The organism is Chromobacterium sp. W521 (genome assembly GCF_052805975.1).
Window position 1 is genome coordinate 18,493 of sequence record NZ_JBRBAF010000017.1, and the last position, 19,652, is coordinate 38,144.

The following is a 19,652-nucleotide window of genomic DNA, read 5'->3' on the forward strand; positions in this document are numbered from 1 at the left end:
CAACCATTAATTAGCGGAAGGGGAAGCCGTTTGATTTTCCTGCATGAATTGTCTCAGGCTCAACGGACGCATATCCGTCCAATTCTTTTCAATATAGTCCAGACACTCCTGTTCTCCTCCGCTGACGCCAAGAGAACGCCAGCCCGCGGGGATTTCGCGATATTCCGGCCATATCGAATATTGCTCCTCATGATTCATCACCACGATGTATTTGGTTTCATTCATTGCGTCCTGCGTCATAAGCACCTCCATGCCGTCGCTAGAAAATTAAGACAGTTCCAAACAAATAATTTATTCAACCAAAACATTGCTAATTGGAATTGTTTAAATCGGAGAATACCGACCCACAAAACCCGCCAAAGAATATACCGCACAAATTGAATATTTTTACAGACCTCGAAAAATAATCGAAATCAAATCGGGCGCGATAAACGCGCAGCCCGATGGGCGACGACAACACATCACCTGGAAAGCCATTGAAATGAGCGTTAGCGATTGGAACGATAACGATCTGGACCTTCTCGACCATTTGCTGGAACAAGAGCTGGACGTCTTGCCCCCGTCACCCGCGCCCGTGGACGGCGGACGGATTCCGCGCGGCGACGCCGCCTCCGGCCCGCTGTCCTTTCAGCAGCAGCGGCTCTGGTTTCTACACCAGCTCAGCGCCGGCGCCGCCGCCTACAATATCTGCTCCGCCTTCCGCCTCAGCGGCGCCTTGCAGGCGGACGCGCTATGCCGGGCTTTCGATTGCGTGGTGACGCGCCACGCCTCCCTGCGCACCGCCATTCGCGAAGTGAACGGCGTGGCGACGCAAATCCCGCAGCCCGCCGGCCGCGCCTTTATCGATCGACTGGACTGGTCCGCCTTGCCGGCCGAAGAAGCCGCGTCCCGGCTGGAAACGCTGGCGCGCCGGGAAAGCGCTCACGCCTTCGACCTGTCCTCCGGCCAGCCGCTGCGCATCGCGCTGGTGAAGCTGGCGGCGGACGAACACGCGGTGGTGCTGACCCTGCACCACATCGTCGGCGACGCCTGGTCCCTGGCGGTGCTGATGGACGAAGCCGCCAGCGCCTACGCCGCGCTCAGCCGCGGCCGCGCGCCGGATCTGCCAGAGCTGCCCATCCAGTACCTGGACTACGCGCGCTGGCAGCACGCCTGCGGCCGACAAGACCGCTGGGACGCCGACCTCGCCTATTGGAAAACCCAGCTAGCCGGGCTGCCCACGCTGGAGCTGCCCACCGACAAGCCCCGGCCGCCGGTGCAAAGTTTCGACGGCGCCACCGTGGGCTTCGCCGTGCCAGCCGACACCGCGGAACGCCTGCGCCGGCTGGCGGCGGCCGAGCGCACCACGCTGTTCTGCCTGCTGCTGTCCGCCTTCCAGGCGCTGCTGGCGCGCCACGCGCGCCAGGACGACCTGGCCATCGGCACCTCGCTGGCCGGACGCGAGCGGGTGGAAACCGAGGCGCTGATCGGCTTCTTCGCCAATATGCTGGTGATCCGCGCCCGCATCGGCCCGGAAGACAGCTTCCGCCAGTTCGCCCGCAAGCAATCGGACGTCATGCGCGATGCCGTCGAACACGCCGCGGTGCCCTACGACCAGCTGGTCGGCGCACTGGGGCAAGCCAGCCGCGACCCCAGCCGCAACCCGCTGTTCCAGGTCGCCTTCACCCTGCTCAACATCCCGGCGGCGATGCCGACGCTGGACGGGCTGCGGCTGACCCCGGTGCTCAGCCAGGAAGCCGCCCGCTTCGACCTTGAGCTGTTCATGCGCGAGACCGAGGACGGCCTGTCCGGCGCCTTCTCCTACAACACCGCGCTGTTCGAGCGGCTCTCCGTCGAGCGTTTCGCCGAACAACTGGTGATTCTGCTGGATGCCGCCAGCCGCCAGCCGGACGCGCCGCTGGCCGCGCTGCCGCTGACCACGCCGCAACAGGCCGCCTCCCTGCTGACGCTGCCGCTGCGCGCCGCCGCGCGCGATGGCGAACCGGTGCACCGCGCCTTCAGCCGTTTCGCCGCGATGCAAGCCGACGCCGCGGCGCTGCGCTGCGACGGCAGGGAGCTCAGTTACGGCGAACTGGAACGGCTGTCGGACGCCGCCGCGCGGCGGCTGGCGGCTGCCGGCGTGCGGCCCGGCGATCCCGTCGGCCTGTGGCTGACGCCCTCGTTCGAACTGATGATCGGCGTGCTGGCCGCGCTCAAGGCCGGCGCCGGCTATGTGCCGATGGACCCGGCCTATCCGGCCGACCGCATCCGCTACATCCTGGAGGACAGCGGCGCGCGCGCCGTGCTCAGCACCGAGGCGCTGGCGCCTACGCTGCCGCCCTTCGCCGGCCCGCTGCTGACTCTGGACGCGGCGGAGCCCGCGCCGTCGGCGGCGCTGCCGGCCGGCGACGACCCGGACGGCCTGGCCTACATCATCTACACCTCCGGCTCCACCGGCCGGCCTAAAGGCGTGGCGGTCAGCCACCGCAACTGCGCCCGGCTGTTCTCCAGCAGCGCCGAGCTGTTCCAGTTCGGCCCGCGCGAAGTGTGGACGCTGTTCCACTCCTACGCCTTCGACTTCTCCGTGTGGGAAATCTGGGGCGCGCTGGCCCACGGCGGCGTCCTGCTGATTGTGCCGCCGCTGCTGGCCCGCTCCTCGGACGCCTTCTACCAGCTGTTGTGCGAGGAAAAAGTCACCGTGCTGAGCCAGACCCCGTCGGCCTTCCGCCAATTGATGGCCGCCGAGGAGGCAAACCCGCGCGAAGGCGATCTGGCGCTGCGCTACGTCGTCTTCGGCGGCGAGGCACTGGACCTCAGCAGCCTGGAGCCCTGGCTGGACCGTCACGGCGACGACTACCCGCGGTTGATCAATATGTACGGCATCACCGAAACCACCGTGCACGTGACCTTCCGCCGCATCGGCCTGCCCGAGATCAAGCGCAAGCTGGGCAGCGTGATCGGCGCGCCTCTCCCCGACCTGTGCATCCGCCTGCTGGACGATGCGCTGCAGCCGGTGCCGCCGGGCATGGTGGGCGAAATCCACGTCGGCGGCGCCGGCGTGGCGCTGGGCTACGTCAATCAGCCGGAGCTGAGCGCCCAACGCTTCATGCCGGACCCACACCTGGACAGCGGCCTGCGCTTCTACCGCAGCGGCGATCTGGCCCGCGTCACCCCGCGCGGCGAACTGGAATACCGCGGCCGCGCCGACCAACAGGTCAAGCTGCGCGGCTTCCGCATCGAAACCGCCGAAATCCAGGCCTTGCTCAGCCAGCACCCGGCGGTGGCGGAAGCCGCCGTGGTGGTGCGCGGCGAAGGCGATCAGGCGCGTCTGGTCGCCTATGTCGCCAAGCGTAGCGGCCTGGAAGCCGCCGCCGCCAAGGACAAGGAAAAGGAAAAGGGCTGGCTGCCCGCCTTCGACATGATCTACGAGGACGCGCCAGCCGAGGACGTCGACCTCGATCTGGTCGGCTGGACCGACTCCTACGACAACGCCCTGATTCCCGCCGCCCACATGCGGCGCTGGCGCGACGAGATCCTGAGCCGCATCCGCGCGTTGCATCCGCGCCGGGTGCTGGAAATCGGCGTCGGCAGCGGCATGCTGTTGCTCGCCGTCGCCCCGGACAGCGAGCGCTACCACGGCCTGGACTTCTCCGCCCGCGCGCTGGAACGCCTGGGCCGCACCGTGGCCGCGCGCGGCCTGAACCAGGTGAAGCTGGAGCGGCGCGAAGCCCGCGACCTGGCCGACCTGCCGGACGACTTCGACACCGTGATCATCAATTCCGTGGCGCAATACTTCCCCGACGCCGCCTACTTCCTGGACGTGGTGGACCAGGCGCTGGCGCGGCTGCGTCCGGGCGGCAAACTGCTGCTGGGCGACCTGCGCCACCTGGGCATGCTGCGGCACTTCCAAGCTAGCCGCCTGCTGCACCGCCTGCCCGCCGTCGCCCGCCCGACGCGGGCGGAACTGCGCCGTCAACTGGACGCGCTGATCGCGGAAGAAAAGGAACTGCTGGTGGACCCGGCGCTGTTCCGCCGGCTGGCGCGCCGCCGCGGCGACATCGCCGCGATAGAAATCCGCCTGAAAGAAGACGGCGGCGACTGCGAACTGACCACCTATCGCTACGACGTGGTGCTGAGCAAGGGCTCGCCTAAGGCCGCTCCCGCCCCTGATGCGCGGCGCCCGCGGTCCGGCCTGGCCAACCGCCGCGCCGCCGAGGTCAACCGCTTCCTCGCCTGGCTGGATCTGGACGCGGCCGACGACGAAACCGCCGACGGCCAGCCCTGGCGGGCGCAAGCGCTGTCTGACACCACCGAGGCCGCCGAGCCCGCGGAGCTGTTGGCGGCCGCCGCCGCCGACGGCCTGGCCGCGCGCCTCTGCTGGAGCGAAAACGCCGCCGACGGCCGGTTCGACCTGGCGCTGGCCGCCACCGCCGACGCCTTGCCCGCGCTGCCGCTGGAGCGGCTGGACGGCGGCGACGACGGCGAGCCCGCCGACTGCTTCAACACCCCGGCGCAAAGCCAGCCGCGCGACGCGCTGGGGCCGGAATTGCGCCGTCATCTCGCCGCGCGGCTGCCCGACTACATGCTGCCCGCCGCCTTCGTCACGCTGGACAAGCTGCCGCTGACCCATAGCGGCAAACTGGATTGGCGCGCGCTGCCCGAACCCGGCCAGTCCGAACAAGGCGGCGTCGATGCCGGTGCGCCGCCGCGCAGCCGCGCCGAAAGCGAAGTGGCCCGCATCTGGGGCGAAGTGCTGGGCGCCGGCGGCCTGGGCCGCGAACAAAACTTCTTCGAAGCCGGCGGCCATTCGCTGCTGGCCACCCGGGTCATGTCCCGGCTGCGCGCCGAATTCGGGGTCGAACTGCCCCTGCGCACCTTGTTTGAACACCCGACGGTGGCCGAATTCGCCGTTGCCCTGGCGGAACGCGTAGAGCTGGAAGACCCGGCCGCGCCGGCTTCCGCTCCGGAGCGCCGCATCCCCCTGGCGGACCGCTCGCGGCCGCTGCCGTCCTCCTTCGCCCAGCAACGCTTCTGGTTCCTGGAGCGGCTGGACCAGAGCGAAAACGGCGTCTACAACATCGCCCAGGGCCTGCGCCTGCGCGGCCGCCTGAGCCTCCCCGCGCTGCGCGCTGCGCTGGCCGGCGTGGTCCGCCGCCACGAGGCGCTGCGCACCCGCTTCGAACTGAGCGACGGCGAGCTGCGGCAAATCATCGAAAACGGCGACGGGCCGGAACTGCAAGAACTGACGCTGCGCGTGACCGCCGGCGAGAGCCTGGAAACGGCGCTGAACCGCGCCGCCGAAGCCTTCGCCCGACCCAAATTCGACCTGGAGACCGCGCCGCCGCTGCGCTTCGCCCTGCTGCGCATCGCGCCGGACGACGCCGCTTTGCTGATCGCGCTGCACCACGCCCTGTCCGACGGCTGGTCGCTGGGGGTGCTGGTGCGGGAGTTCGGCGAACTGTACGCCGCCGCGCTGGAGCAACGCCCGCCCCGCCTGCCCGCCCTGCCTATCCAATACGGCGACTTCGCCCAATGGCAACGCGACGGCCTGGCCGGCGAGCGCTTCGAACACATGCTGGCACGCTGGAAAACACGGCTGGCCGACGCCCCGGCGGAACTGGAACTGCTGGGCGACCGGCCGCGCGGCATGGGCGCCATCGGCCGTCCGCGCCGTGGGCGCTTCGTCCGCTTTGGCTTCTCGCCGGCGGAAACCCAGAGCCTGCGCCGGCTGGCCGAACGCGCCGGCGGCACGCTGTTCATGGTGTTGCTGGCCGGCTACGCCGAACTGCTGTCGCGGTACAGCGGCCAGCGCGACCTGGTGATAGGCAGCCCCATCGCCAACCGTCAGCACGCGGACCTGGAGGGCCTGATCGGCTGCTTCGTCAACACCCTGGCGCTGCGCGTCGACTTGGCCGGCGCGCCCAGCGCGCTGCAATTGCTGGCGCGGGTGCGCGATGTGGTGCTGGAAGCCTACGAACTGCAAGACCTGCCCTTTGAAACCATCGTCGACGCGCTGCGGCTGGATCGCTCGCTGACGCGCAACCCGCTGTTCCAGACCATGCTGGTGCTGCAAAACGCGCCGCTGGACACCCTGCGCCTGCCGGGGCTGGAACTGGAAACGCTGTCCAGCGACGACAGCTCCCCGCGCTTCGACCTGACCCTGACCCTGCACGAAGCCGACGGCGGCCTGCAGGCGATGCTGGAATACGACGTCGACCTGTTCGAGGAAGCCGGCGCGCGCCGCCTGGCCTCCCGCTTGCAACGCTTGCTGCTGGCCATGGCCGCGCAGCCGGAGCAAGCGCCGTCGCGCCTGCCGCTGCTGGACGCGGACGAAACCCGGCTGCTGCTGGAACAAGACGGCGAAGCGGCATCCGCGCCGGCCACCCTGCTGCCCCTGATCGAGGCCAGCGCCGCCGCCGCGCCGGAGGCGACGGCCTTGAGCGACGAGCGCCGCAACCTGAGCTACGGCGAACTCAACCGCCGCGCCAATCAACTGGCGCGACGCCTGATCGCCCTCGGCGTCGGCCCGGAAGACATCGTCGCCATCGCGCTGCCGCGTTCCGCCGATACCGTGGTGGCCTTGCTGGCAGCGTTGAAAGCCGGCGCGGCCTATCTTCCGCTGGATCTGGACTACCCTCCGGCCCGCATCGCCTTCATGTTGAAGGACGCCGCCCCGCGCTGCGTGCTGACCCTGAGCGACGCAACGCTGCCGGACGGCGCGGCGCGGCTGGATCTGGACGACCCGGCCTTGCAAGAGCACCTGGCCTCGCTGCCTGACGGCAACCCCGACGACAGCGAGCGCGTCCGCCCGCTGCGGCCCAGCCACCCCGCCTACCTGATCTACACCTCGGGTTCCACCGGCGCCCCCAAAGGCGTGGTGATCCAGCACGGCAATCTCCACGCCTCCACGGCGGCCCGGCTCGCCTTCTATCCTGCGGAGCTGTCGCGCCCGGGCACCGCCTTCCTGCTGCTGCCCTCCTTCTCCTTCGATAGCTCGGTGGCGCTGCTGTTCTGGTCGCTGGTCTGCGGCGGCCGGCTGATCGTCAGCCGCGCCGGCGGCCAGTTGGAACCCGGCTACCTGGCCGGCCTGGTGGAACGCGAGCGGGCCGACGTCTGGCTCAGCCTGCCCTCGCTGTACCGGACCGTGGCGCAAGCCCAGCCCGCCGGCTGGGGCGGATCGCTGCGCGCGGTGCTGTTCGGCGGCGAAGCGGTAACGGCCGGCGACCTGATAGGCGAGGGCCGGCGCTTCTACAACGAATACGGCCCCACCGAGGCCACCGTCTGGGGCACCGCGACGGAAATCGCCTTGCGCGACGGCCAGCCCGTCGACATCGGCCGCGCCATCCCCGGCTACCGCGCCTACATCCTGGACGAGGCGCTGCAGCCGACGGCGCCCGGCCTGGCCGGCGAACTCTATCTCGCCGGCCCCGGCGTCGCCCGCGGCTATCTGCGCCGCCCGCGGCTGACCGCGGAACGCTTTCTCCCCACCCCCTTCCGGGACGGCGAGCGGATCTACCGCACCGGGGACCGCGCCCGCTGGCTGGCCGACGGCCGCATCGAATATCTGGGTCGCGGCGACCAACAGCTGAAGCTGCGCGGCTACCGCATCGAAACCGGCGAGATCGAAGCCGCGCTCAGCGCGCAGCCCGGTATCGCCGCCGCCGCGGTGGCCTTGCACCACGCGCCGCCCGCCGCCGCGCGGCTGGTGGGTTATCTGGTGCCGACGGACGGCAAGTTCGACACCGCCGCGCTGCGCAGCGCGCTGGCGGAGCAATTGCCGGAATACATGATTCCCAGCGCCTGGGTCAGCCTTCCAGCCCTGCCGCAAACGCCCAACGGCAAGCTGGACCGCCGCGCGCTGCCGGCGCCGGAACTGGCCGCGCGCGTCTACCGCGCGCCGAGCACCCCGCTGGAAGAACAACTGGCCGCGCTGTTCGCCGCCACCCTGGGCCTGCCGAGCATAGGCGTGGACGACAGCTTTTTCGACATGGGCGGCCACTCGCTGCTCACGCTGCAACTGCTGTCCCGCGTCCGCGAGGAACTGGGCGTGGAGCTGCCGCTGGCCTCGCTGTTCACCTCCGGCACCGTCGCCGAGTTCGCCCGGCTGGTTCAGGAGGCCGGCCAAGCCGCCGCGCCGTCGGTGCTGGTACCGATACGCACGGACGGCGACGACGCCACCTTGCTGTTGGTCCACGACGGTTCCGGCCAGATCATCGGCTATCAAAAACTGGTGGAGCGGCTGTCGCCGCGCTGGCGCGTCTACGGCCTGCAAGCGGCGGGGCTGGACCCGGCCGTCGCGTCCGACGACAGCGTGGCGGCCATGGCCGCGCGCTACGCCGCAGCGGTGCTGCAAGCCGGCCTGTCCGGACCGTTGATCCTGGCCGGCCACTCCTTCGGCGCGGCGGTGGCGGCGGAACTGGCGCGGCGGTTGGTCGAGACCGGCGCCGAAGTCAGCCTGCTGGCGGCGCTGGACGCGCCGCCGCGCCCGGACGCCGGCTTCCTGAGCGAACTGCCCCAGGACGAGGCCGGGCTGCTGCACTATATGAGCCGCACCGTGGAAATCGCCACCGGCAAAGCGCTGGCCGTCTCGGAAGACCTGCTGCGTCCGCTGGACCGAGCCGGCCGCTTCGCGCTGCTGAGCCGGCGGGTGCAAGACTCCGGCCTGTTCCCGCAAGGCATGGACCCGCGCCGAGTGGAAGCCATGTTCGACGTCTACCGCGCCAACCTGCTCAGCCTGCGCGGCCACCAGCCGCGGCCCGCGCTCTGCCCGGTGGCGGTGTGGGTCACCGACGGCCTGGCCGCCGCCACGGCCGGACCGGCCGACCTGGGCTGGTCCGACTACGCCGCCGGCCCGGTCCAAGTATTCCGCGCCGCCGGCGAACACGCCGACATGCTGCGCGAGCCGCATGCGGCCAGCCTGGCGGAGAGCCTGGAGAGCGCGATGAGGGCCCGCCATGTCTAAGCCCATGCCCGTCCAGCCCGCGCTCTGGCGCGACCGGCGCTTTCTCTGGCTCTCCGCCGCCTGGTTCTGCGCCATCCTGGGCCAGCAGACCGCGCTGATCGCCCTGCCCTGGCTGGTGCTGCAACGGGGCGGCGACGGCCTCGCCCTCGGCCTGATCGTCACCGCCATGGAGCTGCCTCGCGCGGTGTTCATCATCGTCGGCGGCGCGGTGGCGGACCGGTACTCGCCGCGGTGGGTGTTTCAGTGCTCGCTGCTCTGCTGCGCGGCGCTGCTGGCCCTGCTCGGCTACGCCGCCTACCGCGGCGGCCTGCCGCTGGCCTGGCTCTACCCCTTCGCCGCGGCGATGGGCGTGGTCGCCGCCTTCACCGGGCCTTCCGCCGCAGCCCTGCTGCCCAACACCGTGCCGGAAGAAAAGCTGCAACAGGCCAACTCCGTGTTCATGGCGGTCAACCAGCTCACCTTGCTGACCGGCCCCATGCTGGCCGGCGCGCTGATAGCCCTGCCCGGCGTCCGCGCCGGCGGCGGCCTGGGCCTCGCTTTCCTGCTGGGCGCCGCCTGCTTCCTGAGCGCCGGCCTGATGCTCAGCCGCCTGCGGCCGCGCGCCGCCCCCGCACAGGCGCCATCGGCGCAATCGGCCGCCGGCATACTGCGCGCCATCCGCCGCGGCGCCGCCTGGACCTGGGGCGACGCCACCCTTCGCGCGCTGTTCTTCTACTGGGCGGTGATCGCCTTCCTGACCGCCGGCCCCATCCAGATTGGCCTGCCGCTGCTGGTCAAAACCGCGATGGGCCTGGACGCCGGCCACTTCGGCACCCTGCTGTCCGCGCAAGGCGCCGGCAGCCTGCTGGGCATGGCCCTGCTCAGCCTGCTGCCGCTCAAGGCCCTGGGCCGGCTGGGATGGATGGTATTCTGCGCCGACGCCCTGATGGGCGCGCTGATCATCGGCCTGGGTCTGTCTCCCGCGTTTGCCGTCAGTTGCGCGATGATGTTCCTGATCGGCCTCTTGGGCGGTCTGGTTCAAGTTCGTCTGATGGCCTGGATCCAGGCCCGCATCCCGGCGGAAATGCGCGGCCGGGTCATGAGTTTTTTGATGTTCATGATGGCGGCGGTCACGCCCTTGTCCACCACGCTGGCCGGCGTGAGCCTGGCGTCCGCGCCGGTGCGCGTCTTGTTCGCCGGCGCCGGCCTGCTGCTGATCGGCGTCGCCGTGCTGGCGCTGTGCAGCCCCCGGCTGCGCGCCATCGGCGCGCCCGGCGGCTCAGGCCCGGCGGAGCTCCGCCCCAACCCTTCACTGCAAACAGGAGACTGAATCAATGCACCCCTCACCCTGGCTCCAGCGCCAGCCCGGCAGCCAGCCGCCGCGGCTGCGCCTGTACTGCTTTCCCTACGCCGGCGGCCATGCCGGCGCCTATGCCGGCTGGCAAGGCAAGCTGCCTCCCGAAGTGGAGGTCTGCGCCGCGCAACTGCCCGGCCGCGCCGCCCGCTTCCGCGAAGCCGGCTTCAAGGCGCTGCCGCAGCTGGTGGACGCGCTGGCGCGGGAGCTCCCGCTGGACGACGCCCCGCCCTTCGTCTTCTTCGGCCACAGCATGGGCGGGCTGATCGCCTTCGAACTGACGCGGCTCCTGCGCGCCCAAGGCCGCCCCCTGCCGCAGCGGCTGATCGTGTCCGGCTGCGACGCGCCGCAACACCGCCAGCCGCCCCGCATGCTGCACCGGATGGACAACGACGGTTTCATCAACGCGCTGCGCGACTACAACGGCACTCCGGCGGAAATCCTGGCCAATCGAGAAATGATGGACCTGCTGCTGCCCACCCTGCGCACTGACTTCGAACTGGTGGAAACCTATCGCTACCAGCCGGCCCCTCCGCTCTCCCTGCCCATCACCGTGCTGGCCGGGCGCGGCGACAGGCAACGCCTGCCGGAGCAAACCGAAGGCTGGCAACGGGAAACCACCTCGCCCACGCGCGTCCACTGGTTCGACGGCGACCACTTCTTCATCGCCAGCGCGCGCGACGCCGTGCTAGCCCATCTCAACAGCGAACTCGCCGACGCGCTGAGCAATCACGCCGCCTCCATGCCGGACCTCGCCTAAGAACCTGTTCAAAGTCTGCTGCGCGACGTGAAGCGTTGCACGGTGAGTACAAGCTCAAAATGCTCATGTACCCCTCGCACATTTCGCTTTCTCGCTCGTTTTCGCCTTGTCTCGCCCTGGCTCGCGAGACTTTGAACAAGCTCCTAATCAACGACCAAAGCCCCAGAAGGGGCTTTGGCGTGAAAACCAGCTTAGCATGTTGGCATGAAACGACATTCCCAATCCGCCAGGCCATGTCCGTGTGAAATTTTTTTCAAAAATGCTTGACGCTCAAAAGCCGGATCTATATTATTCCGCTTCTCGCAAGACACAACGTCTCGCGAAACAGCGCACCCGTAGCTCAGTTGGATAGAGTATCTGGCTACGAACCAGAGGGTCGGGCGTTCGAATCGCTCCGGGTGCGCCACACTAGTGTCCCTATAGTTTAGCGGTTAGAACACCGCCCTTTCACGGCGGTAGCCGGGGTTCGATTCCCCGTGGGGACGCCACTAGCACCCGTAGCTCAGTTGGATAGAGTATCTGGCTACGAACCAGAGGGTCGGGCGTTCGAATCGCTCCGGGTGCGCCACAATTTAAGTCCCTATAGTTTAGCGGTTAGAACACCGCCCTTTCACGGCGGTAGCCGGGGTTCGATTCCCCGTGGGGACGCCAGCTTTCTCAAAAAGCCCGTCATGGCAACATGACGGGCTTTTTGTCATTTCCGCCCCGCCTCAGAACGTGTTTACGATCTCGCGAGCTAAGGCGGGACAAGGCGAAAACAGCTGAGAAAGCGGAGTGTACACATGGTACATGAGCATTTCGAAGCCGTTTTCAACGCCGTATCGCCAACGCGCAGCAGATCGTAAACAGGTTCTCTCAGCCCTCCGCCCAGGCCAGCGTTGCCGCATAGCCTTCCGGCGCTTCCAAGGCCCAGGCCCGCGTCGACGGCCAGCGGCCAGGCTCGGCAATGCTCAAAGGCAGTTCGCCCCGCGTCAGTTTGGTGGCGGCGAAAGCGGACAGATGCTGAGCAATGCCCACGCCCCAGGCTTTCAGCACCGCCTCCTTGATGGTCCACAATTGAAAAAAAGCCCCCACGTCCCGGCCGTGCCCGCATAACTCAAGCTCCACCGGCAGCAAGGTCTGCTCCGCCAGCGCCGGCACGTCGCGCATGGGCTGCACCGTTTCAATGTCCACCCCCACCTGTCCGCCGCGCGCGATGGCGATCAGCGCGTAAGCGCCGGAATGGGACACATTGAAGGCAGGCGCTCCAGGCCAAGCCAAGACCGGCTTGCCGTGTTCTCCCTGCTCAAACACCAGCGCGTCCGGCGCCAGGCCGGTCTCTTGCGCCAACAGCCGTCGTAGTGCCAGCCGGGTCAGAGCGAACTGCAACTGATTGATGGTGCGCAGATAGCGCAAGCAACGCTTGCGCTCATCCTGGCTCAAGCCCGCCAGCAGCGCCTCGTCCACCGGCCAGTCCACATCCAGCCGCACGCGGTGCAAGTTCAAGACCTGCGGCGCGCCCGCCGGGCAAGGCAAGGGCTTGATCAAAGCGTTCAGTTCCATCCGCCTCTCCGCGCAAAACCGCCATTATCCCCGGCCTGCGCCGGCTCGGCCATGCCGTTTTGTGACCCCCGCGCCACAGGCCCGCCCTTTTCGTTCGCCTCGCGGCCTTGTCCAGCTTGAATTCGATAATGAGAATCGTTACCATTTGGCCATGGATAAATTCATGCAAGCCCACACCGCCTCCAAGTCCGGCTCCGGAACCGGCGCTGCCAGCCTGTCGCCGGTGCTGCGCAGCTGCGAGCTGTTCGCCAAAGGCAAGGAAATCCTGATCGAACATCAGGGCGAGATGTACCGCTTGCAGTTGACCCGCAACGGCAAGCTCATCCTGATCAAATAGGTCCCAGACCACACACACCGCAAGCCAGCCAAAATCAGCCAGCCAGCGGAAGCACCCAACCTTAGGAAATTTGGAGTTTCCATGGCCTTATTTCGCGCCACCCCCTTGGTTTTGAGCCTGGCCGCAGCCTGGCCCGCGCTGGCGGCAACGCCGGCGGAACTGGAGACCGTTCAGGTCACCGCTCACCGCAGCAGCAAACCGCTGGCGGAAACCGCCCCCAACGCCAGCGTGATCTCGCGCCACAAACTGGACGATCAACTGGTGCGCGACATCGCCGACGCGGTCAAATACGAACCCGGCGTGGAAGTGGCCACCGATCCGGCGCGCCGCGGCAACGCCGGCTACACCATCCGCGGCATAGACGGCAACCGCATCCTGATGCTGATCGACGGCATCCGCCTGCCGGAGTCCTATGCCGGCGGCGGCAGCAATAACGGAGCCGTTTCCGGCCGCGACTACGTGGAACTGGAAACCCTGCGCGCCATCGACATCGTCAAAGGCCCCACCTCCAGCCTGTACGGCTCCGACGCCATCGGCGGCGTGGTGGGCTACCGCACCAAGACCGTGGACGATTTCGTCCCGGAAGAGCAAGGCGTGGGCGGCAGCGTCAAGGGCTTTGGCGGCACCGCCGACAACGGCTGGGGCAGCAGCGCCGGCGTGGGCGTCAAGGGCGAGCGCAGCGATCTGATGGTGCTCTACACCCACCGCAACGGCCATGAAACCGATAATCAGGGCAATAACGACAGCAGCGGCACGCTGCGCACCAAGCCGAATCCTCAAAGCTGGGACAGCGACAATGTGCTGGCCAAGCTGGGTTTCAAGCCGGCCGCCAATCAGCGGCTGGAGCTGACGCTGGAGCACTACCGGCGCGACACCGACAGCAATCTGCTCAACGCCTTGGGCCCCGCCCGACGCAATGTCTACGTCGTCACCAACAATCAGGCCAAAGACCGCACCCAGCGCGACCGCGCGTCGCTGGCCTGGGAAGGCAAGCAGCTGGGCGCTTTCGACCGGCTGGCGGTGAAAGCCTACTATCAGAAGCTGGACAATGCCGACACCAACACGGAATGGCGCAGCAACGGTCTGCGCATCTTGTCCGACTACGGCTTCAAGCAGGATAGCTATGGCCTGACCCTGGAAGCCGAGCACAATTTCCAGGCGCTGTCCGCCAAACACCAGCTCTTGTGGGGCGCGGACTTGAGCCGCACCGACACCAGCCGTCCGCGCATCAAGACCCAATACAATCCAAACGGCAGCACCAGCAATATCGTCGACGGGGAAACCTACCCCAACAAGACCTTCCCGGATAGCCGCTCCGAGCGCATCGGTCTCTTTGTCCAGGACGAGATCAAGTTCGGCAACGGCTTGGTGGCCTCGCCCTCTCTGCGTTGGGACCACTACAAGATGACGCCGCAGCCGGACCAGGCCTTCGCCAACGGCAACTCCAAGAACTATCAGGTGCCCACCTTCAAGGACAGCGCCTTCTCGCCCAAGCTGGGCCTGAGCCTGCCGTTCGCCGATCACTACACCGGCTTCCTGCAGTTCTCCTCCGGCTTTCGCGCGCCGCCGTTCGACGACGCCAATATGGCCTTCACCAACCTGATTCAACGCTATCAAGTGCTGCCCAACCCCAATCTCAAGTCTGAAAGCAGCCAGGGCGTGGAACTGGGGCTGAAAGGCCAGTGGGACAGCGTTGACTTCGGCGTCACCGCCTATGCCAACCGCTACAAGGACTTCATCGATCGTGCCGACATCGGCATGATCAACGGCTTGTCCGCCTTCCAATACCAGAACATCGGCGAAGTCGAGATCAAGGGCGTGGAAGGCCGCGCCGCCTGGCGCTTCGCGCCGAGCTGGCGCGCGATGGCGTCCATCGCCTACACCCATGGCCAGAACAAGCAGAAGAACGAGCCCTTGGCCAGCATTACCCCGCTGAACGCCACGCTGGGCCTGCGCTATGACCAAGCCGTCTTCGGCGCCGAAGCCTTGCTGAAACTGGCGAGCGCCAACAACCGCCTGCCCAATATCGAGCAACTGGGCAGCAGCCAGACCTCCCCGCCATTCAAGGCCCCCGGCTACGCCGTGCTGGACCTGACCGCTTACTGGAAGCCGGCCAAGAACACGGTGCTGCGCGCCGGCGTGTTCAACGTCTTCGACCAGAAATACTGGAAAGCCGCCGATGTGCGCGGCAAGACCAGCAGCGACCGCACGCTGGACCTGTTCACTCAGCCTGGTCGCAACGTCAGCGCCAGCGTCGAATACACCTTCTGACCGCGAGCGCCCGCCCCTTGGCGGGCGCCCGCCTTTGATCGCTCCAAGGAGAACCCGAATATGACCGACTTCAGCCAGCTGTGGGATCGCTTCCAAATCCTGAAAGCCAGCCAGCCGAAACTGCGCGCGCGCGACGCCGCCGACGCGCTGGGGGTCAGCGAAGCCGAGCTGGTGGCCGCCGATCCGGCGAGCCAAGCCCTGCAGCCGCATTGGAACGACATCTTGAGCCAGATCGGCCACCTGGGCCCGGTGATGGCGCTAACGCGCAATCACGCTTGCGTGCATGAAACCACCGGCGATTACCGCAATGTGCAGATCGACGGCAAGATCGGCCTGGCCATCAACCCGGTCATCGACCTGCGCATTTTCCTGTTCCATTGGCAGCACGCCTTCGCTGTCACCACGGCCGGCGCGCGCGGCGAACAGCGCAGCCTGCAATTCTTCGACCGCTTCGGCGAAGCGGTGCACAAGATCTATCTGACCGCCAATAGCGACGTGATCGCCTACCAGCGCCTGGTGGAGGCCTTCGCCGCGCCCAAGACGGCGCTGCGGATAGAGCCTCTGGAAGCCCAAGCGGAGGAGCTGGACGACGAGGCCATCGACAAGGCCGGCTTCCAGCAGGAATGGCGGAGCCTTAAAGACGTGCACGCCTTCCATCCCTTCCTGCGCCGCTGGGGCGTGTCCCGTCAACAAGGCTTTCGCCTGGCGCCTGAAGGCCAGGCCTGGCGCGTGCTACCGGAAGCGGTGGAGCAATTGCTGCGCCGCGCCGCCCATATCGAAGCCCCCATCATGGTATTCGCCGGCAACCGCGGCATGATCCAGATCCACACCGGACCGGTGCACAATGTGCAGATCGTCGGCAACTGGCTCAATGTGCTGGACTCTCACTTCAACCTGCATCTGCGCACCGATCTGATTGCCGAGGCTTGGGTCACCCGCAAGCCGGGCGACCACGGCGTGGTGACCTCGCTGGAACTGTTCGACGACCAGGGCCTGTCGCTGGCCACTTTCTTTGGCGAACGCAAGCCAGGCCAAGCGGAACGCGTGGAATGGATCAAGCTGCTGGGCGAACTGCCGGTACTGGAGCGCGCCGATGTCGCCTAAATTCGCCTTCGCCGCTCTGCTGGGCCTGGCTGCCGCTTTGCCCGTCTGGGCAGCACAACGCATCGTGGTCATGACTCCCGACATCGCCGATATCGTAGTGGCGCTGGACGCCGGCAAGGAAGTCGTCGGCCGCGACCGTTCCAGCAAAGCGCCGGCTTTGGCCCAGGCGCAAGTGGTGGGTTTCTCCCGCGCGCTGAACGCCGAAACCATCGCCCGGCTCAAACCCACCCTGGTGTTGGGCAGCGCCGAGGCGCAACCGCCCACGGTGTGGGCCCAGCTGCGCCAATTGCAGGTGCGCGCCGAGGAAGTGACGCGCCGCGAGGACGGCGCGGATTTCGCCGACGCGATCCGCAAAGTGGGGCAACTCTTGGGCCGCGACGCCCACGCCCAGCAACTGGCCAGCCGCTGGCAGCGCGAGATGACGCCGCGCCCGGCGCGCGGCGTGCGCTACTTGGTCAGCTATGACGGCCAACTGGTGGCCGGCCGCGACACCGCCGCCGACACCCTGATCCGCGCCGCCGGCGGCGTCAACGTCGCCAGCCAGTTGTCCGGCTTCAAGCCGATGGCGCGCGACGCCTGGCAGAGCCTGCGGCCGGACGTGATCATTCTGGGCAGCCACACCGGCGCGGTGCACGGCGGCAAGGAGGCCTTCTCCAAACGGCCGGAAATCGCTTCCACGCCGGCCGGAAAACAAGGCCGCATCTACCTGCTGCCGGCCAAGGACGCGATGATGGTGGGCCTGAACAGCCCGGCCGTAGTCGATCAGATGGTGGAAATGTGAGCGCGCTGACCCTGGACGCCGTCGCGCCCCACCGCGGCCGCTGCTTGTTGCTGGGCCTGATCGCCGCCAGCCTGCTGCTGCCGCTGCTGGCCTTGTCCAGCGGCGGCAACGGCCTGGCCTGGCCGGACTTCAACGATCCACTGCTGACCCAGCTGCGGCTGCCGCGCATCGCCGCGGCGCTGGGCGTGGGCGCGGCGCTGGCCGCCAGCGGCGCGGCGCTGCAAGCCCTGTTTCGCAATCCGCTGGCCGACCCCGGCCTGATCGGCACCTCCAGCGGCGCGGCGCTGGCGGTGGTCGGCATGCTGGCCGTCGGCGCCGCCGGCCTGTCCTTGCCGCTGGCCGCTTTTGGCGGCGGCCTGCTGGCCACCTGGCTGATCCTGTTGCTGTCGCGGCTGGTCCGCGGCGGCCTGGCCGGTCTGCTGTTGATGGGCTTGGTGGTGGGCGCCTTCTGCGGCGCGGTCACCAGCCTGATGATTTTCATGTCCGATGACCTGACCCTGCGCGCCGCCACCAGCTGGCTGGCCGGCAATCTGTCCTCCGCTTCGTCGGAACGGCTGCTGGCCTGCCTGGGCGTAGCCGCCCTGGGCTTGCTGATCCTGATCGCGGTGGGCCGCGATCTGGACTGCCTGCTGCTGGGCGAAGACGCCGCCCAATCCCTGGGCATCGACGTGCGTCGCACCCGCCGGCTCACCGCCGTCGGCGCGGCGCTGGCCACCGGCGGCGCGGTGGCGCTGTCCGGAGTGATCGGCTTCGTCGGCATGATGATCCCCAACGCGCTGGCCCTGCTGATGGGCGGCTGCCGCCGCAGGCTGATCCTGCTGTCGGCCTGGGCCGGCGCCTTGTTCCTGCTGGCGGTGGACACGCTGGCGCGCACCATCGCCTGGCCCATTGATCTGCCTGTGGGCCTGATGGCGGCATTCGCCGGCCCGCCGTTCTTCGTATGGCTGTTCCGGCGACAACAAAGGAGTCTGATCAATGGCTGAAACCACAACCCTGTGCGTGCGCCAGCTGGCCTGCGACATCGGCGGCAAGCGGATTCTGGACGACATCAACCTGGATTTGCCCACCGGTCGGGTCAGCGCGCTGCTAGGCCCCAACGGCGCCGGCAAAACCACCTTGATGCGGCTGCTGGCCGGCCTGGACACGCCCAGCGCCGGCGCGGTGCGCCTGGCCGGCCAGTGCGTCGGCCGCATGGAGCCGGCGGTGCGCGCCCGCCGCATCGCCTGGGTGCCGCAGCACATTCCCTCCGGCATTCCGCTGACGGTGCGCGAGTTCGTAATGCTGGGCCGCGTGCCCTTCCTCGGCGCTTTCTCTCGTCCGCGGGTTGAGGACAAAAGCGCGGTGGCGGATGCCCTGGGCACGGTGGAGCTGGACGATTACGCCGACAAACGGTTGGATCAATTATCCGGCGGCGAACGCCAGCGCGCGGCCATCGCCCGCGCCTTGGCGCAGCAAGCGCCGGTGCTGCTGCTGGACGAGCCCACCAATCACCTGGACCTGCGCCACCAGCACCGCTTGCAACAACTGCTGCTGGAGCTGTCCCGCCAGGGCCGCACCGTGGTGCAGGTGCTGCACGATCTGGCACTGGCCGCCAGCTACGCCGACCACGTGGCCTTGCTGGAACAGGGCCGGCTGGTGGTGGCCGGCGCGCCGGAACAGGTGCTGACGCCGGAACGGCTGCTGGCGGTCTACCGCTGGCCAGTGCGTTTGCAGCGCAACGGCAACGACTGGCAGGTCAACGCCGCCTTGGCGCAGGCACAAAAGCCCGCGGCACTGGCTGCCGGGGCCTGAGAACCGATTTACGATCTGCTGGGCGTTGTGGAGCGTTACACGGTGAGTACACCTTCGAAATGCTCATGCACCACTCAACCATTCCGCTTCCTCAGCCGTTTTCGTCTTGTCCCGCTCTTGCTCGCAAGAGCGTAAACACGCTCTGAGACCCGGGCGAAAAATAAAAACCCCCGGCTTGCTTGCGCGAGCCAGGGGTTTTTCGCTATCGAGTTACGCTTATTTCAACGCGTAGATCGCCGGCAGATTGCGCCAGGCGCCGCGCACATCCATGCCGTAACCAAACACGTAGCGGTCCGGCACGTCCAGACCAACGAAATCCGCCAGCATCGGTTTTTCCTTGCTGATCAGCTTGTTGGCGAACACGCCGCTGTAAAAGGCCTTGGCGCCCATGGCCATTACCTTGTCGCGGATCGCCGCCATGGTGTGGCCTTCGTCCAGGATGTCGTCCAGCACCAGCACCACGCGGTCGCGCACGTCTTCCTTGGGCGCTTGTTTCCACACCAGCTCGCCGCCCTGGGTCTTGTCGCCATAGCGAGACACGTGAACGTAGTCAAAGTCCAGCGGGAAAGCCAGGCGCGGCAGCAACTGGCCGGTAAACACCACGGCGCCGCCCATCACGGACAAGACCAGCGGATAGGTTTCGCCCAGTTCCTCGGTGATTTCCACCGCCATGCGGTCAACGGCCGCGCTGACTTCCTCGGCGGTAAACAGCACGTCGGAGCTGTTGATCAGGCCACGGGCCTCGGCAATATTGGGCATGATGACTCCTTGATTCACACACGCAAACGCCGC

The 19,652-nt window shown here is 67.7% G+C and carries 12 protein-coding genes and 4 tRNA genes; 13 read left to right on the plus strand and 3 right to left on the minus strand.

Features of this window, described 5'->3' with window-relative positions:
* Window positions 1–6: 6 nt before the first annotated feature.
* Complete coding sequence (locus tag ACUXV1_RS20880) at window positions 7–240, minus strand: MbtH family protein (RefSeq protein ID WP_043594131.1); 234 nt, start codon at window positions 238–240, stop codon at window positions 7–9.
* 241 nt (window positions 241–481) lie between these two features.
* Here ACUXV1_RS20880 and hmlG point away from each other — a divergent pair, with 241 nt between their 5' ends.
* The 7 genes from hmlG to ACUXV1_RS20915 all read left to right on the plus strand — a co-directional run bounded on the left by hmlG (window position 482) and on the right by ACUXV1_RS20915 (window position 11,685).
* A complete protein-coding gene (gene hmlG / locus ACUXV1_RS20885; RefSeq protein WP_446016844.1) occupies window positions 482–8,941 on the plus strand; it encodes a jagaricin-like haemolysin non-ribosomal peptide synthetase HmlG in 8,460 nt (2,819 codons plus the stop codon).
* On the plus strand, window positions 8,934–10,250 hold the full coding sequence (hmlH, locus tag ACUXV1_RS20890) for a jagaricin export MFS transporter HmlH (RefSeq protein WP_446016400.1): 1,317 nt from the start codon (window positions 8,934–8,936) through the stop codon (window positions 10,248–10,250). The genes hmlG and hmlH overlap by 8 nt, the downstream gene beginning before the upstream one ends.
* A gap of 4 nt (window positions 10,251–10,254) precedes the next feature.
* Window positions 10,255–11,034, plus strand: a complete 780-nt coding sequence (locus tag ACUXV1_RS20895; protein ID WP_081555480.1) for a thioesterase II family protein — start codon at window positions 10,255–10,257, stop codon at window positions 11,032–11,034.
* Between the two features lie 329 nt (window positions 11,035–11,363).
* Window positions 11,364–11,440 (plus strand) — tRNA-Arg (locus ACUXV1_RS20900).
* A 7-nt stretch (window positions 11,441–11,447) separates the two neighbouring features.
* A tRNA-Glu gene (locus tag ACUXV1_RS20905) sits at window positions 11,448–11,522 on the plus strand.
* A gap of 3 nt (window positions 11,523–11,525) precedes the next feature.
* Window positions 11,526–11,602 (plus strand) — tRNA-Arg (locus tag ACUXV1_RS20910).
* Between the two features lie 8 nt (window positions 11,603–11,610).
* Window positions 11,611–11,685, plus strand: a tRNA-Glu gene (locus tag ACUXV1_RS20915).
* A 204-nt stretch (window positions 11,686–11,889) separates the two neighbouring features.
* On the opposite strand, the gene ACUXV1_RS20920 is transcribed toward ACUXV1_RS20915, so the two are convergent.
* On the minus strand, window positions 11,890–12,576 hold the full coding sequence (locus ACUXV1_RS20920) for a 4'-phosphopantetheinyl transferase family protein (RefSeq protein ID WP_114153735.1): 687 nt from the start codon (window positions 12,574–12,576) through the stop codon (window positions 11,890–11,892).
* A gap of 163 nt (window positions 12,577–12,739) precedes the next feature.
* On the opposite strand from ACUXV1_RS20920, the gene hemP reads away from it, so the two are divergent.
* The 6 genes from hemP (at window position 12,740) to ACUXV1_RS20950 (ending at window position 18,860) form a co-directional block, all read left to right on the plus strand.
* Window positions 12,740–12,913, plus strand: coding sequence for a hemin uptake protein HemP (gene hemP / locus ACUXV1_RS20925; RefSeq protein WP_081555510.1), 174 nt, complete (start codon window positions 12,740–12,742; stop codon window positions 12,911–12,913).
* A gap of 81 nt (window positions 12,914–12,994) precedes the next feature.
* Window positions 12,995–15,184 (plus strand): TonB-dependent hemoglobin/transferrin/lactoferrin family receptor, encoded by a 2,190-nt coding sequence (locus ACUXV1_RS20930; protein WP_043638055.1) that lies wholly within the window; start codon window positions 12,995–12,997, stop codon window positions 15,182–15,184.
* A 60-nt stretch (window positions 15,185–15,244) separates the two neighbouring features.
* Window positions 15,245–16,288: a hemin-degrading factor gene (locus ACUXV1_RS20935; RefSeq protein ID WP_446016402.1), complete on the plus strand. Its 1,044-nt coding sequence runs from the start codon at window positions 15,245–15,247 to the stop codon at window positions 16,286–16,288.
* Window positions 16,278–17,069 carry a heme/hemin ABC transporter substrate-binding protein gene (locus ACUXV1_RS20940; RefSeq protein WP_446016403.1) on the plus strand — a complete coding sequence of 264 codons (792 nt, stop codon included), beginning with the start codon at window positions 16,278–16,280 and terminating at the stop codon, window positions 17,067–17,069. The genes ACUXV1_RS20935 and ACUXV1_RS20940 overlap by 11 nt, the downstream gene beginning before the upstream one ends.
* The gene (locus tag ACUXV1_RS20945) at window positions 17,066–18,052 is read left to right on the plus strand and encodes a FecCD family ABC transporter permease (protein WP_446016405.1); all 987 of its coding nucleotides are present in this window, start codon (window positions 17,066–17,068) and stop codon (window positions 18,050–18,052) included. Before ACUXV1_RS20940 ends, ACUXV1_RS20945 begins: the two co-directional genes overlap by 4 nt.
* Window positions 18,045–18,860, plus strand: a complete 816-nt coding sequence (locus tag ACUXV1_RS20950; protein WP_446016406.1) for an ABC transporter ATP-binding protein — start codon at window positions 18,045–18,047, stop codon at window positions 18,858–18,860. Before ACUXV1_RS20945 ends, ACUXV1_RS20950 begins: the two co-directional genes overlap by 8 nt.
* Before the next feature lie 216 nt (window positions 18,861–19,076).
* Here ACUXV1_RS20950 and ACUXV1_RS20955 read toward each other — a convergent pair whose 3' ends face one another.
* Window positions 19,077–19,619, minus strand: coding sequence for a hypoxanthine-guanine phosphoribosyltransferase (locus ACUXV1_RS20955; RefSeq protein WP_019103182.1), 543 nt, complete (start codon window positions 19,617–19,619; stop codon window positions 19,077–19,079).
* Window positions 19,620–19,652 lie beyond the last annotated feature (33 nt).